Genomic DNA, 14,673 nt, shown 5'->3' with positions numbered 1-14,673 from the left:
TATTTGATCAATAGGTTTAGTTTGTAAAAACAAATAATATCTAACTTTATTTTATTATTTTTTAAGAAATGTCTGTTTGGAAATCTTTGTAGTTGATTAATATATTATATTTGTACCGGTAAAAGAAACTTTCAATTAAGATGTAAAATCGTTTATGAAAAGGTGGAGTTTGCCGGTCGCATTGGCCGTTTGTATTTTCTTGAAATTTATTTTGTTTGATGTTATATGGAGTTCGGACACGACTTTTCAGTCGTTCAGCCAGCCGGAGTCTTATCTGATTAAGGGTGCTATCGCCTTGTTGCTCGCTTTCCCCACGGTGTTTTTTCGATCGAGGTGGTATGCCGGTATCGTGTGTTTTTTATTGGATATTTTGCTGGTTGCCAATTTGATGTATTGGCGGACATATTATACGGCGATACCGTGGAACAGTTATTTCCTTGCGGGTAATTTGGCTGATTTCATGGGTAGCGTGTATGCATCGGTCCGATGGTGCGACGGGTTGTTCTTTGCGATGACTTTGGGATTGTTGTTTTATACTTCCCGATACGGGGATTTGCTGTCGAGTCGGTCGGAAACGAGATGTCGGGCCGTATGGTTTGCAGCGGGCTTCTTGATTTGTGTCGTAGCGACGATGGGATTGACGTTTGCCCGAGGTGGATTCCAACGGTCGTATGAGAAACGAAATACTTGTGCCACACCGACGTTCACGGTGTTCGGGACTTTGTGCTATGAGTTCGTCAAGGAGAGCATGTCTATTACGCCGGAGATTCACAGCGAGATAGAACGGTGGCTCTCGGCCGCATCGAGATCGTATCCGGTTTCCGGGGTGGAACACAGGAGGCATTGTGTGGTGATTCTCGCCGAGTCGTTCGAGGGGTGGATGCTGGAACGGAATGTAGAGGGAAAGGAGGTGACTCCTTATTTGAACCGTTGGTTGAAAGATTCATGTACGTTGTATGCTCCCCGGGTACAGACGCAAGTTCGCGGCGGACGCTCCATCGATGCGCAGTTGTTGGTGAATACGGGGTTGCTGCCGATAGCGAACGGTGCATACAGTATTCGTTTCCCGAATCATAGGTATCCTTCGCTGGCGAAGGCTTTGAAACAGGCTTGTGGGGAAAAAGGTCGCATGATAGGTATGACCTCGGACAAACGAATCGTGTGGAACCAGCAGGGTGTGGCTATGGCTTTCGGATTCGACCGATTGTATGATGAGAAGTCCTTCACGAAAGAAGAGCGAATGGGAGTGAAGAAAAGGGTGGGCGATTATCCGTTTTTGCAACAGTGTGCCGAGAAAATAGCCGAGGAGATAGCCGGAAGCGGTGATAGTTCTCGTTGTTTTTTTCAACTGGTTACTTATTCGGGACATGGACCATTTATTATTCCCGATGAGTACAAACGGATTTCTTTTTCTCCGGGAATGCCCGAGGTGCTGAACAATTACCTGACGGCTGCCAATTACACAGATTATGCAATAGGGAAGTTTATCGAACGATTGCAGGAGGAGGGGTTGTTCGACGAGACGATGATTGTCGTGACAGGCGACCATGAGGGATTGGCTTATTTGCGGCAGTCGTTGTGTGAAACAAAAGAGGGTGGTGGACTTGTCTCACCGTTTGAATATACTCCTTTTATCGTGATTAATTCGCCGGTGGGCATGCGGTACGAGAAAGTTATGGGGCAAGTAGATATTTATTCGACATTATTGGATTTGACCGGACTGGACGATTATGGCTGGAAAGGTATGGGGCAGAGTATTTTAGACCCGTCTCATCTGGGTGTCGCGGCTATTTGGAATTTGACGATTGCCGGGGATACAACCGGTATTTGTCCCGAGGCGATAGAAAGAATGAAGCAGTCGTGGCGAATATCGGACTTGATGATTCGCGGGGATTATTTTAGGAGTGATTTTTGAGAATTGGAACCAGATGTTGTTGTCGTGCCAAATTCTTATATTGTTTCTTCTTTCTAGTTTTTAACCCCTCCGATTTCCCTATATTTCCTTACGGAAACGCCCCGTAATGCTACGGGGCACGGCAGGGGGAGAGGGTGACACCTTAATTCGTTTCCTTTGCTGTGGGTATTTTTTAACCCCTCCGTCCTGCGGACACCTCCCCTATATTTTGTATTGCAAAACACAGGGGAGGAGGTTAATACCTTACGATGTATCGTGTTTGTCTTTCTTCCCTATATTTCCTTACGGAAACACCCCGTAATGCTACGGGGCACGGCAGGGGGAGAGGGTGACACCTTAATTCGTTTCCTTTGCTGTGGGTATTTTTAACCCCTCCGTCCTGCGGACACCTCCCCTATATTTGCGTTGCAAAACACCCCGTAATACTACGGGACACGGCAGGGAGGAGGTTAATACCTTACGATGTATCGTGTTTGTCTTTCCCCCCCCCTATATTTCCCTACGGAAACACCCCGTAATGCTACGGGACGCGGCAAGGGAGGCGGGGAATTTCCTCTTATGTGAATTCAGTCGGGCAGCCCTGTTTTTCTGTTTAATTGAGAAGCCGGATATTAAGGATTACCGGTTATACCGGAGTATTTCTTCTATGATGTCGCGTCGATTGTATAGCCGGGGGATTTTGTGCTGTCCGCCGAGTTTGTTGTGGTCACGTAACCAAGCATCAAATATCCCTGTTTTGGCGGGAATGATTTCAAGGCATTCGAGTGCGATACTTTTAAATCGTTTGGCTTCGTAGTCGGAATTTAAATTTTGGAGGTTCGTGTCGAGCTTCTCTGCAAATATTTCGACCGGAACGGGGAGTTCGCCGAACTCGATGAGCCATTGATGGCGTCCTTTGCTGTGGTCGGTCATGTATACGGGAGCGGCTGTGTAGTTGAGTACGCTGGCTCCTGTCTGTGCGCAGGTGCGGGCGATTGCCTGTTCTGCGTTATCGACCATGAGTTCTTCTCCGAAGGCATTGATATAGTGTTTGGTGCGTCCCGATATGCTTATCTTTAACGGATTCGTGGAGAGTATTTTTACGGTGTCTCCCATGCGATATCTCCATAGGCCTCCGTTAGAGGTGATGACCATCTCGTAGTTGCGCCCGGCTTCTACCTCCCACAGCGGAACGGCGTGTTCGTTGCTTTTTCCCAGCGGGATAAATTCATAAAAGATGCCTAAGTCGATGAGGAGTAGCATCTCGGCAACCGATAGGTCGTTTTGTACGGCGAAGAATCCTTCGGAAGCGTTATAGGTCTCGACGTAGTGCATGTCGGGGTTGGAGATGAGCTCCCGGTATTGTTCGCGATAGGGTGCGAAACTGATTCCTCCGTGGAAAAAAACTTCGAGGTTGGGCCATACTTCCGTGAGGTTCTGCCGACCTGTTTTTTTTAAGATGTGTTTGATGAGGACTAGAAACCACGAGGGTACTCCCGACAGATTGGTGATATCCCGATCGATCGTGCTCTCGGCGATGGCTTCGAGCTTGGTGTCCCATTCGCTCATGAGCGCTATTTTTTTCGACGGGACTCTTATCAGGTTGATGAGCGGATTGATATTTTGAATGAGTATTGCCGATAGGTCTCCGCAATAGGCTTTGCCAAAAGGGTTTTGTGCCCGGCTTCCTCCGAGTATCAGGCCTTTTCCCGAAAAGAAACGGCTTTGGGGATTTTCTCTGAGGTATAGGGCTACACAATCGCTGCCTCCTTGATAATGGCAGTATCTGAGGGATTCGGCACTGACGGGAATGAATTTGCTTTTATCGTTGGTCGTTCCCGATGATTTTGCAAAATGCCGTATCGGTGTGGGCCATAAGATATTTTGTTCCCCGCTCATCGTTCGTTCGATGTAGGGCTTTAATTCTTCATATCCATTGATGGGAATGTTTTCGGCAAAACTTTTATAGGAGGATATGTCGTTGAATTTGAATTTTGTTCCAAATTCGGTGTTTTTTGCTTTTTGAAGCAGGTCGAGCAGTGTTTTTTGCTGTATGATGTCGCCGTAATCGGCATAACGGTCTATTTGAGAGAGACGTTTTGCAAATATCGAACGTATCAACTTTGTAGGATTCATTTGACGAACGTTTTCAATAAGTGGCAAAAATAGATATTTCTCCCGTGATTCCCATTGTTTTGTCTATGATTTTTATGTTACGATCGTGTTATTCCCATTCTCCCGAGTGGCTAATACCGATTGCTGATAGTTTTTGTCTCTGCGGATTCGGTTGAGAGCTATGCGTGCTGCATTTTGCTGCGATTCTTTTTTGGAGTATCCTATTCCTATCCCGCCGGATATACCTCCGAGCAGGGCTTGCGATTGGAATACGGGGTTGTTGTCTTGGTCGACGATGGTCTCGATCAGTGCAAATTCTATATCGACTTTGTGTTTTTGCCCCCATTCGATGAGTCGAGACTTGAAATTGAATTCTTCTTTCGAGATTTTTTCGAGATCGATATATGGGTCGATGATACGGGTCTCGACGAATTTTTTGCAGTATCGGTATCCTTTATCCAAATAAATGGCTCCGATGAGGGCTTCGAAGGCATTGCCGAACATGTAGTTGTTGTGCGAACTGGTGCGCATGGAATAGGTGATGAAATTATCGAGACCTAATTTCACGGCGATTTCGTTGAGTGATTCGCGTTTAACTATTTTTGCCCGCGTGTTGGTGAGAAATCCTTCTTTGCTCGTTTTGAATTTGTGGAACAATATATCGGCGACGATGGCATCGAGAATTGCATCGCCCAAAAATTCGAGTCGTTCGTTGTTAATGCGCCGGCCTTGTTCGCATATCGAGGAAGAACGATGCAAACAGGCTTGTTCATACAGATGTATGTCGGTAGGATAAAAACCTAACAGTTTACGATAAAGAACATAAGGCTCCTTATGTCGCAGCATAAGGAGCCTTATACGGTTATAAATCGTTCTGAACACGTTTTTACTTCGTGAATTTTTTTACGATTATACTTGCATTGTGGCCACCGAAACCAAAGGTGTTGGACAGCGCTGCATTTACTTCGCGTTTCTGCGCTTTATTGAATGTGAAATTCAATTTGCTGTCGATTTCGGGATCATCGTCTCCCTCGGCATGGTTGATAGTGGGGGGTACGATACTGTCATCGATAGATTTCACACAGATGAGGGCCTCTAATGCACCAGTCGCACCGAGCAAGTGCCCGGTCATCGATTTCGTAGAACTGATGTTGAGGTCGTATGCGTGATCTCCGAAAACTTCCAAAATCGCTTTGGCTTCCGATTTATCACCTACGGGTGTAGATGTACCGTGAACGTTGATGTAATCGATCTCTTCGGGAGCCATGTGAGCATCGTCGAGAGCGTTTTGCATCACCAATTTAGCACCTAAACCTTCGGGGTGAGTAGCCGTCAAGTGGTAGGCATCGGCAGAGAGTCCGCCTCCTACGATTTCGGCATAGATTTTAGCCCCGCGGGCCAATGCGTGTTCCAATTCTTCAAGAATGAGGCAGGCACTTCCTTCGCCCATAACGAATCCGTCGCGCGAAGCGCTGAACGGACGTGACGCTGTTTCCGGCGAATCGTTTCTTGTGGAGAGTGCGTGCATGGCATTGAATCCTCCGACACCCGATACGGTGATCGCAGCTTCGGCTCCACCCGATACGATGAAATCGGCTTTGCCCAAACGTATATAGTTATATGCGTCGATGAGGGCGTGGGTAGAAGATGCACATGCCGATACGATACCGAAGTTGGGTCCCCGGAAACCGTATATCATGGATATTTGTCCTGCGGCGATGTCTGCAATCATTTTCGGGATAAAGAACGGGCTGAACCGAGGTCCTTTTTCGGGAGCGACGGCATAATTCCCGACTTCTTGCTCAAACGTGCTGATTCCGCCGATACCTGCCGAGAAGATAACACCGGCACGATCTTTATTGACGGTTTCGAGGTCTAATCCCGAATCGGCAATACTTTCTTGGGTCGCTGCGAGAGCAAACTGGGTATAGCGATCGAGCTTGCGGGCTTCTTTTGCGTTGAAGTATTTCAACGGATCGAAATCCTTGACCTGACAAGCAAATTGAGTTTTGAATTCAGATGCATCGAAAAGCGTAATAGGTCCTGCTCCGCTTACTCCTTCTAAAAGGGCAGCCCATGTAGAGGGAACATCATTTCCCAACGGAGTGATTGCACCAAGACCTGTTACTACGACTCTTTTAAGCTCCATAAATTATTTCTCTGCGATAGCTTTTTCGATGTGAGCGATAGCTTCACCTACAGTTGTAATTTTTTCTGCTTGATCATCAGCGATTTTGATATCGAATTTGGTTTCAAATTCCATGATCATTTCGACAGTGTCCAAAGAATCTGCACCGAGGTCATTCGTAAAGTTTGCTTCGGGAGTTACTTCTGATTCTTTAACACCTAATTTTTCTACGATAATTTCTTTTACTGTTGATGCTACGTCAGACATAATTTTTAAATTTTAATTAATAAATAAATTAACGTTCTTATTTTTTGCAGTGCAAAGGAATATATTTTTCTCCGAACAAAAAAAATTTTCTCTTATAAATTACTCGTTTTTTGCACATTTATAGATTTTATGTGCAAAAAATACGTGTTTTTATATGTGAGAAGGGTTTAAAAAGGGTCATTTTTTATCGAGCTATTTATTCATTTTTCTTTTCTATACAAGTATAAAATGTGTATATTTATACGAGGTGAAATCCTAAATTTTCTAAAATGGGAGAACCGGTCGGGGGAATACCTTTTATATAATAAGCCGGAAACTCTCGCCTTAGGGGGTACAGGCCTCGTTGCATCTCGAATGTTTCGGGAGATTTTCTCAATCTGAGGTCATCGTCGAAAGGGTTGTAGGATTCCCATACGGCTTGTTGCAGAGGATTGGCGGCCCCGGAGAGGTCGATAATTTCCCGTACCGGTGCGGGTGGTACGATGTTTTGGGTGGGGATATCGGTTTTTATCCATTTTCCGACCGACTGTACAATCATGCGTGTCGCCTCCGATTTGCCGTCGGCAGAATATCCAGCGATATGGGGGGTGGCAATGAAGGCTTGTTCCAATAATTCTTTATCTATGTTCGGCTCGTTTTCCCAGCAATCAAGGATAACCGACGATATTTTTTTTTGTTTCAACGCTCGTTTCAATGCTTCGGTATTTATTATTTCTCCTCGCGCCGTATTGATAATGAGGGGTGTTTTTTCAAGGGCATTGAAAAAGTCGGTGTCGGCCAAATGATATGTCGGGTATTTTCCTTCATGTGTCAGAGGGGTGTGAAATGTGACGATGTCGGCTTCCCGACAAATTTTTTCGAGAGGAACAAAATCGGTTTCGCTTTCGGCTTCCTGCCGGGGGGGATCGTTGAGCAGAACCTGCATTCCCAATAATTTACCGTATCGGGCGACTATTTTGCCCACGTGACCTACTCCTACGATGCCTATGGTGCAGTCTTGCAGATTTTTTCTGGTGCTTTTGCTCCAAGCCAGCAATGATGACAATACGTATTGCCCGACAGAAGATGCATTACAACCGGGTGCGTTTTGCCAAGAGATACCTTTTTCTTTACAGTAGAGCGTATCGATATGGTCGTAGCCTATGGTCGCCGTCGCTATGTATTGGCAGCGACTTCGGTCGAGCAGTTCCCGATTACATTTTGTCCGGGTGCGGATTAGAAGTATATCGGCATCTTGTACCGTTTGTGCATTTATCTGTTCGGGGGATAGGTAATCGATTCGTGCGTAAGGTTCGAGAATCCCTTTCAGGTAGGGTATTTTATTGTCTGCTACAATATATGGAATCGTGTTCATCGCTATGTTTTTTTGATAAACAAAAATAGTAATTTTTTAGGGTAAAGAAGCGAAAAGCTATTTTTATATGAGGAAAATAGCGGAAGTTCGTAAAACTATTGTTATGTTTGTTGCATGAAACAAAAATAGGCCGTGCCCGGCGGAGGTGAAATCGCCGGTTGCTGTGCGGGAATTGTTTTTGTGATAAAGAAGTCATATTCGTTAAAGCAATAAGTTATGAATTTCGCTGAAACATGTAATCGTATTTTTTGGAATACAACACAATATTATCATCGGTTCGACCAAGTCGATGCCCCGTTGGAAAATCCTTATTCGGAAGGGAGTATAGAATATTATCTGTGTTTGAAAAATTGGATCGATGTGGTTCAGTGGCATTTGGAGGATATTATTCGCAATCCCGAGATAGATCCCGAAGAGGCCTTAGCTATCAAGCGAAGGATTGATAAGTCGAATCAGGAGCGTACCGATTTGGTGGAAATGATCGATGATTATTTTTTACAAAAGTATGCCAACGTCGAGGTAAAAGCGGATGCAACCATCAATACGGAAAGTCCGGCTTGGGCCATAGACCGTCTGTCGATTCTTGCCGTTAAAATCTATCATATGCAACAAGAGGTAGAGCGTAAGGATGCCTCTCCCGAGCATGTCGCCAAATGCCGGGAAAAGCTGAGAATTTTATTGGAGCAACGAGCCGATTTGTCTATGGCGATCACCCAGTTGCTCGATGAAATAGAGTCTGGCAAGAAATATATGAAGGTTTACAAGCAGATGAAGATGTATAACGATCCGGCATTGAATCCGGTTTTATATAAAAAGTAATACACTTTTTATGCCTTATCGCAAAGTACTGATTATACGTTTGTCGGCATTGGGCGATGTCGCGATGACTATTCCCGTGGTTTATTCCGTATGCCGGGCTTATCCTGAAACCACATTCGTGATGCTTACTCAAAAAGTGGCTTCACAGTTGTTCATAAACGCTCCGAGAAATTTACAGGTTGTCGTCGCCGATGTCAAGGGAAGGCACAAGGGCTTTGTCGGGCTTTATCATCTGGCTCGGGAGGTTCGTCGGTTGTCCATCGATGCCGTAGCGGATTTGCATGATGTGTTGCGAACGAAGGTGTTGCGCTTTTTTTTCAAATTATGGGGGATTCGTGTTGCCGTAATCGATAAAGGACGGAAAGAAAAACAGGAATTAACGTCTCGCAGGGCGAAAGTGCTGCGTCCGCTCCGTTCCTCTTTCGAACGGTACGGCGAGGTTTTTGTTTCGCTCGGGTTTAGTTTTGTTCCTAACTTCGTCTCTTTGTATGATGAGGGTGTGGGTGACGAAGGATTGTATTCGGAGTTGACGCCCCCGAAATCTTCCGGAGAGCGTTGGGTAGGAGTGGCTCCGTTCGCTAAGCATAAAGGTAAGATTTACCCGCTCGACCGTATGGAAAAGGTCGTTTCGAAGTTATCGGAGGAAAGCCGAGTAAAGATTTTTTTGTTTGGATCGGGCGATCGGGAACGGAAGATTTTGTCCTTATGGCGTGAGCGTTATCCGGGAGTGATTTCTTTGGCGGACAAGCGTTATGGCTTTGCGGTCGAGCTGTCTTTGATGAGCCGTCTCGACGTGATGATTTCGATGGATTCGGCCAATATGCATTTGGCATCGTTGGTGGCGGTTCCGGTCGTTTCGGTTTGGGGAGCCACGCACCCGTATTGCGGTTTCTTAGGTTGGCGACAGTCGGATAGCGGCGTGGTTGAGTTGCCACTGGATTGTCGTCCTTGTTCTGTATTCGGCAATAAGCCTTGTTATCGAAAGGATTATGCTTGCTTGGAGATAGCCCCGGAAACTATTGTCGATCGCGTGAAAAGTTTAGAAACTCTAATAAAAGAGAAATAGGTTGAATACATTTTTCTTACATCGTTGAAAAAGCGTATTTTTATCATCATATTATTCAAGACCCGATGACCAGAAAATGAAACTTGTTCTGAATCCATCATATTGCCAGCTGCGAAATTTCGTACAAAAACTGCCGATTTCATTTCCTACGTTGGGTGATTGCATTTATAAAGCCAGAAACGAGCTTCGCAAGTTTTCTTATGAGGGGCAGTGGTATGTGGTGAAGAATTATAAAGTGCCGTTGTTTATCAATAGAATCGCTTATACTTTTTTCCGTCCCAGCAAGGCTTCCCGTGCTTATGAGTATGCGTTGAGATTGCGGTCTATGGGAATAGAAACCCCTGCCCCGGTCGCTTATATCGAACTAAAAAGCGGGGGACTTTTGCAGCATTCTTTTTTTGTGTCGGAAAATTGTTCTTATCCTCGTATGATGCGAGAATTCGAGGAGGGTGGTATTGCCGGACGTGAGGATATTTTGGATGCGTTCGCCGCTTTTACGGTAGATTTGCATAAAAAAGGGGTCTTGCATTTGGACTATTCTGCCGGAAATATTTTGTTCGACAGGCGGGAGGGAAGTGTCGTGTTTTCTATTGTCGACTTGAACCGTATGCGGTTTCTGCCGATGACTCCGAAAATGTGTTTGGCCAATTTCAACCGATTTTGCCGGGACGAGTCGGTCGTGCGATATGTTGTAGGCGTGTATGCCCGTTTACGAGGGTGGGACGAGGCTGCTTCCATAGAGGAGGCTCTGCGGGCGCACAGGGAGTTTTGGGCCAAGATAGAGCGAAAAGATGCTTTGAAATGTCGCCGGAAGAGACTCCGTTTTCTAAAATGAGAGGAAATAGTTAAGGTTCTATTCTTGTGCATGGCTCTAAAAAACTCCAATCGGCTTCTCGTAATCACAAAATAAATTGTTAAGTTTGTCGTTGAAATACGGTGAACGCAAGAGCCTGTGGAAAATAATCGATTCGACATAAGAGAGCAAAAAATTTCGGATACCGAGCGTGAGTTCGAGAAAGCTCTGCGTCCGTTGTCATTCGACGATTTTAACGGACAGGAGAAAATTATAGAGAACCTACGGGTTTTCGTCATGGCGGCGCGGATGCGCCAAGAGCCGCTCGATCATGTATTGTTGCATGGCCCTCCCGGATTGGGGAAGACCACACTCGCCAATATCGTGGCTAACGAGTTGGGGGTGGGTTTCAAAATAACGTCGGGGCCGGTACTCGACAAGCCCGGTGATTTAGCTGGATTGTTGACGTCGTTGGAGGAAAACGATGTGTTGTTTATCGATGAGATTCATCGTCTGAGTCCGGTAGTGGAGGAATATCTTTACTCGGCGATGGAAGATTTCCGTATCGATATTATGATCGACAAAGGGCCGAGCGCGCGTTCCATACAGATAGAATTGAATCCTTTTACGCTGGTGGGTGCGACTACCCGAAGCGGGTTGTTGACGAGTCCGTTGCGTGCCCGATTCGGGATAAACTGTCATTTGGAATATTACGATCATGCCGTATTGACTCATATTATAAAGCGGTCGGCCAAGCTGTTGTGCGTGCCTTGTACGCATGAGGCGGCTACCGAGATCGCTATGCGCAGTCGTGGAACGCCTCGTATCGGGAATGCCTTGTTGCGTCGTGTTCGTGATTTTGCCCAAGTGAAAGGGTCGGGGAGTATCGATTTGGAGATAGCACGGTATTCTTTGGAAGCGTTGAATATCGATAAATACGGGCTCGACGAGATCGACAATAAGATACTTTCGGTCATTATCGATAAATTCAAAGGCGGCCCCGTAGGGTTGACGACTATTGCGACGGCTTTGGGCGAGGATCCCGGAACGTTGGAGGAGGTATATGAGCCTTATTTGATTAAAGAGGGATTTATCAAGCGTACGCCCCGGGGACGCGAGGTGACCGATTTGGCTTATACCCATTTGAATCGGCGACGGATTTCGGAGCAGGGTACATTGTTTTAATTACGTATAAGCAGAGACGTATGGCCGGCATGAAGAGTTTGGCGAAAGATACCGCCATATATGGTTTAAGCAGTATATTGGGGCGGTTCTTGAACTGGTGTTTCGTTTTTCTTTATATCAACGTATTGAAAACGACCGCCGAGTATGGCATCGTGACCAATCTGTATGCTTATATGGCTCTTTTGTTGATTATCCTGACTTATGGCATGGAGACCGGTTTTTTCCGGTTTGCCAACGATAAGGAGGAGAAAGAGCCGCAGAGGGTCTATACTACCGGGCTTATTTCGCTGGCGACTACATCGACGTTGTTTTTTGTTCTTGTGTGGGTGTTTATAACGCCTTTGTCGAGGTTGTTGGGTTATCCCGAGCATGAGGATTATGTATTGATGATGGCGGCCATTATAGCCGTCGATGCTTTTACGGCGTTGCCGTTCGCTTACTTGCGTTATCGGCATCGTCCGATACGGTTCGCTTCGATCAAATTGTTTTCGATATTCCTGAACATAGCGTTGAATTTGTTTTTCATTCTGCTTTGCCCGTGGCTGTATGGTATTCACCCCGAGTGGATTTCTTGGTTTTTCGACCCCGATTTTTTGGTGGGATATATATTGGTCTCGAATGTCATCAGTTCGGGAGTTGTATTGTTGGTTTTGTTCCCAGAGATTTTCGGGATACGTTATCGGTTCGACCGGCATTTGTTGTCACGCATGTTGAAATATTCTTTTCCGTTATTAATATTGGGGATCGCCGGTATTATGAACCAAACCTTCGACAAGATGTTTTATCCTCAACTGGCAAGCAATCGCCCGGATGCCATGTCGGAACTCGGCATATACGGTGCGGTTTATAAAATAGCGATCGTGATGGTGATGTTTACACAGGCTTTTCGTTTTGCATACGAACCATTTATTTTTGCCCGAAATAAAGATGCCGGCGACGGAAATAAAAAGTCGTATTCGGATGCGATGAAGTATTTCATCATATTCGGGCTTTTCATCTTCCTCGCAGTGATGTTTTATATAGACCTCGTGCGGTTCTTTATGCCGGCGACGTATTGTACGGGATTGAAAGTCGTTCCTATTGTCATGCTCGCCGAATTGTTCTTCGGTGTGTTTTTCAATCTTTCTTTGTGGTATAAATTGACCGACCGGACACAATGGGGCGCTTGGTTCTCTTTGTTCGGTTTTGCCATTACGGCGATTATCAACATCGTGGGGGTTCCCCGTTTCGGATACATGGCTTGTGCTTGGGGGGCGTTCGTTTGTTATGCGAGTATGATGTTGGCCTCTTTTTTTATCGGGCAGCGTGTTTACCCGATACGCTATGATTTGAAGTCGGCTTTCCGCTATACACTGTTGGCGGTTGTGCTGTATGCGGTGGCGATGGTTGTCCCTATCGAATCCCTCTTTTTGCGTTTGGCATTCAGGACTCTGCTTTTGGGTGTGTTCTTGGTCTATTTGTTCCGTCATGATTTGCCGATGAACGAGGTTCCCGGGTTAAGACGTTTCGTGTCCAAGTTTTGAAAGAGCGGTTTTGAGTTTCCGGTATTTTAATAAAAGTAATTATGTCATTTCCCAAATTCGTTGATTCCGTCAAAAGGTTTTTGACTCATTATCTTGATATGAGTCAAGACAGGGAAGAAGAGGCGGCTTCGGTAGAAGCGATTCGCGCAGGAGTGGAGTTTAAGGGTTCTACGATTCTTATTTTGGTATTCGCGATATTTATCGCTTCGTTGGGATTGAATACCAATTCGGCCGCTGTGATTATCGGCGCTATGTTGATTTCACCTCTGATGGGTCCCATCATGGGTATCGGATTGGGGTTAGGTATCAATGACTATGAGTTGATAAAACGTTCTTTTCGGAATTTGGCAGTCGCAACGTTGTTCAGTGTGATAACGTCGACTATTTACTTTTGGGTTTCACCCCTGAATGAGGCCCGAAGCGAATTACTCGCTCGTACTTCGCCGACTATCTACGATGTGTTGATCGCTTTTTTCGGAGGATTGGCGGGTATCGTGGCGATATCGTCCAAACAAAAAGGAAATGTTTTACCCGGTGTCGCCATTGCCACGGCGTTGATGCCGCCGTTGTGTACGGCGGGATTCGGGTTGGCTACCGGTAATTTCTATTATTTTTTCGGAGCGTTTTATTTGTTTTTCATCAATTCGGTTTTTATTGCGTTCGCAACGACTTTGGGCGTGAAGTTAATGAAATATTCGAAGAAGGAGTTTGTGGACGATGAACGACGCAAGAAGGTGGAACGAATGGTGTATACCATTTTGATACTGACTATGGCTCCGAGTATTTACCTTACTTACAATATGGTGAAAGAGAACTTTTTCGAGGTCGCAGCATCCCGCTTTGTTTCCCAGAATTTCAATTATGCCGATACTCAGGTTTTAAGTAAAAGTGCTGTGACGGAGCACGGAAAGCACATCATACGCGTCTCTTTGGTAGGAGCCGAAATCCCGAAAGATTCCATAGCTGTGGCACAGGCGAGATTGCCCCAGTATGGATTGGGCGGTGCTATATTGGAGGTTCGTCAAGGGTATGGGCAAAATCAAGCGGATATAAGTACTTTGAGCAGTGTGATGTTTAAAGATATTTATTTGCATAATCAAGAGCAGATAGCTCGCCAGCAGAAAACGATAGATTCTTTGGAAAATCTGGCATCGCATTACCAACAATATGATTCTGTGGGGGTGGAAGTCGCTCCTGAAATAAAGGTTCTTTTCCCTAATGTTACCGATATTGCCATTTCGAAAACGATTTTCAGCCGTATCGATACGGAGGCGAGAGACACGACAACTCTTGCTGTGGTGCGTCATTCCAAAGTCTTTTCTTTGTCGGAGCAAAAAAGATTCAAGGAGTGGTTACAGGCTCGTTTAGGGACAAAGAAAGTACAACTTGTCATTGAAAAATAAGGGGACAAAATAAATTTCCTTGCGGAAACACCCCGTAATGTTACGGGACACGGCAGGGAGAGAGGGTGATGCCCTAATCCATTTCCTCTGCTGTGGTCTTTTTAACCCCTCCGTCCTATGGACACC

Annotated in this window: 12 protein-coding genes; 7 read left to right on the top strand and 5 right to left on the bottom strand. The window is 45.6% G+C overall.

Features of this window, described 5'->3' with window-relative positions; genetic code table 11:
• Positions 1-154: 154 nt before the first annotated feature.
• Positions 155-1,915, top strand: coding sequence for an LTA synthase family protein (locus NBH06_RS08825; RefSeq protein ID WP_250793887.1), 1,761 nt, complete (start codon positions 155-157; stop codon positions 1,913-1,915).
• A 618-nt stretch (positions 1,916-2,533) separates the two neighbouring features.
• On the opposite strand, the gene NBH06_RS08820 is transcribed toward NBH06_RS08825, so the two are convergent.
• The 5 genes from NBH06_RS08820 to pdxB all read right to left on the bottom strand — a co-directional run bounded on the left by NBH06_RS08820 (position 2,534) and on the right by pdxB (position 7,758).
• Complete coding sequence (locus NBH06_RS08820; RefSeq protein ID WP_195330044.1) at positions 2,534-4,030, bottom strand: GH3 auxin-responsive promoter family protein; 1,497 nt, start codon at positions 4,028-4,030, stop codon at positions 2,534-2,536.
• Between the two features lie 72 nt (positions 4,031-4,102).
• Positions 4,103-4,855, bottom strand: coding sequence for a ribonuclease III (gene rnc, locus NBH06_RS08815; protein ID WP_021892412.1), 753 nt, complete (start codon positions 4,853-4,855; stop codon positions 4,103-4,105).
• Positions 4,856-4,895: 40 nt separating this feature from the next.
• The gene (gene fabF / locus NBH06_RS08810) at positions 4,896-6,158 is read right to left on the bottom strand and encodes a beta-ketoacyl-ACP synthase II (protein ID WP_195241919.1); all 1,263 of its coding nucleotides are present in this window, start codon (positions 6,156-6,158) and stop codon (positions 4,896-4,898) included.
• Positions 6,159-6,161: 3 nt separating this feature from the next.
• A complete protein-coding gene (locus NBH06_RS08805) occupies positions 6,162-6,404 on the bottom strand; it encodes an acyl carrier protein (protein ID WP_008863150.1) in 243 nt (80 codons plus the stop codon).
• Positions 6,405-6,642: 238 nt separating this feature from the next.
• Complete coding sequence (gene pdxB, locus NBH06_RS08800) at positions 6,643-7,758, bottom strand: 4-phosphoerythronate dehydrogenase PdxB (RefSeq protein ID WP_250793885.1); 1,116 nt, start codon at positions 7,756-7,758, stop codon at positions 6,643-6,645.
• Between the two features lie 216 nt (positions 7,759-7,974).
• Between pdxB and NBH06_RS08795 the strand changes: the two genes are divergently transcribed.
• The 6 genes from NBH06_RS08795 (at position 7,975) to NBH06_RS08770 (ending at position 14,547) form a co-directional block, all read left to right on the top strand.
• On the top strand, positions 7,975-8,577 hold the full coding sequence (locus NBH06_RS08795) for a DUF4254 domain-containing protein (protein ID WP_021892409.1): 603 nt from the start codon (positions 7,975-7,977) through the stop codon (positions 8,575-8,577).
• A 10-nt stretch (positions 8,578-8,587) separates the two neighbouring features.
• On the top strand, positions 8,588-9,643 hold the full coding sequence (locus NBH06_RS08790) for a glycosyltransferase family 9 protein (protein WP_250793884.1): 1,056 nt from the start codon (positions 8,588-8,590) through the stop codon (positions 9,641-9,643).
• A gap of 76 nt (positions 9,644-9,719) precedes the next feature.
• Positions 9,720-10,478 (top strand): lipopolysaccharide kinase InaA family protein, encoded by a 759-nt coding sequence (locus NBH06_RS08785; protein ID WP_195634406.1) that lies wholly within the window; start codon positions 9,720-9,722, stop codon positions 10,476-10,478.
• Between the two features lie 117 nt (positions 10,479-10,595).
• Positions 10,596-11,621, top strand: a complete 1,026-nt coding sequence (gene ruvB, locus NBH06_RS08780) for a Holliday junction branch migration DNA helicase RuvB (protein ID WP_195634408.1) — start codon at positions 10,596-10,598, stop codon at positions 11,619-11,621.
• Positions 11,622-11,641: 20 nt separating this feature from the next.
• A complete protein-coding gene (locus tag NBH06_RS08775) occupies positions 11,642-13,144 on the top strand; it encodes a lipopolysaccharide biosynthesis protein (protein ID WP_195634410.1) in 1,503 nt (500 codons plus the stop codon).
• Positions 13,145-13,185: 41 nt separating this feature from the next.
• Positions 13,186-14,547 carry a TIGR00341 family protein gene (locus NBH06_RS08770; protein WP_250793882.1) on the top strand — a complete coding sequence of 454 codons (1,362 nt, stop codon included), beginning with the start codon at positions 13,186-13,188 and terminating at the stop codon, positions 14,545-14,547.
• Positions 14,548-14,673: the final 126 nt, after the last annotated feature.

This window comes from Barnesiella sp. B2-R-119, from assembly GCF_023656675.1.
Taxonomy (GTDB): Bacteria; Bacteroidota; Bacteroidia; order Bacteroidales; family Barnesiellaceae; genus Barnesiella; species Barnesiella intestinihominis.
Note: the sequence above shows the minus strand (reverse complement) of the source record. Positions and strands in the feature narration are given on the sequence as shown.

What these genes read in the sequence shown, in the direction of transcription:
- NBH06_RS08825 (WP_250793887.1), top strand. Translation starts at nt 155, where the DNA reads ATGAAAAGGTGGAGTTTGCCGGTCGCATTGGCCGTTTGTATTTTCTTG.
- NBH06_RS08820 (WP_195330044.1), bottom strand. Translation starts at nt 4,030, where the DNA reads ATGAATCCTACAAAGTTGATACGTTCGATATTTGCAAAACGTCTCTCT.
- rnc (WP_021892412.1), bottom strand. Translation starts at nt 4,855, where the DNA reads ATGCTGCGACATAAGGAGCCTTATGTTCTTTATCGTAAACTGTTAGGT.
- fabF (WP_195241919.1), bottom strand. Translation starts at nt 6,158, where the DNA reads ATGGAGCTTAAAAGAGTCGTAGTAACAGGTCTTGGTGCAATCACTCCG.
- NBH06_RS08805 (WP_008863150.1), bottom strand. Translation starts at nt 6,404, where the DNA reads ATGTCTGACGTAGCATCAACAGTAAAAGAAATTATCGTAGAAAAATTA.
- pdxB (WP_250793885.1), bottom strand. Translation starts at nt 7,758, where the DNA reads ATGAACACGATTCCATATATTGTAGCAGACAATAAAATACCCTACCTG.
- NBH06_RS08795 (WP_021892409.1), top strand. Translation starts at nt 7,975, where the DNA reads ATGAATTTCGCTGAAACATGTAATCGTATTTTTTGGAATACAACACAA.
- NBH06_RS08790 (WP_250793884.1), top strand. Translation starts at nt 8,588, where the DNA reads ATGCCTTATCGCAAAGTACTGATTATACGTTTGTCGGCATTGGGCGAT.
- NBH06_RS08785 (WP_195634406.1), top strand. Translation starts at nt 9,720, where the DNA reads ATGAAACTTGTTCTGAATCCATCATATTGCCAGCTGCGAAATTTCGTA.
- NBH06_RS08775 (WP_195634410.1), top strand. Translation starts at nt 11,642, where the DNA reads ATGGCCGGCATGAAGAGTTTGGCGAAAGATACCGCCATATATGGTTTA.
- NBH06_RS08770 (WP_250793882.1), top strand. Translation starts at nt 13,186, where the DNA reads ATGTCATTTCCCAAATTCGTTGATTCCGTCAAAAGGTTTTTGACTCAT.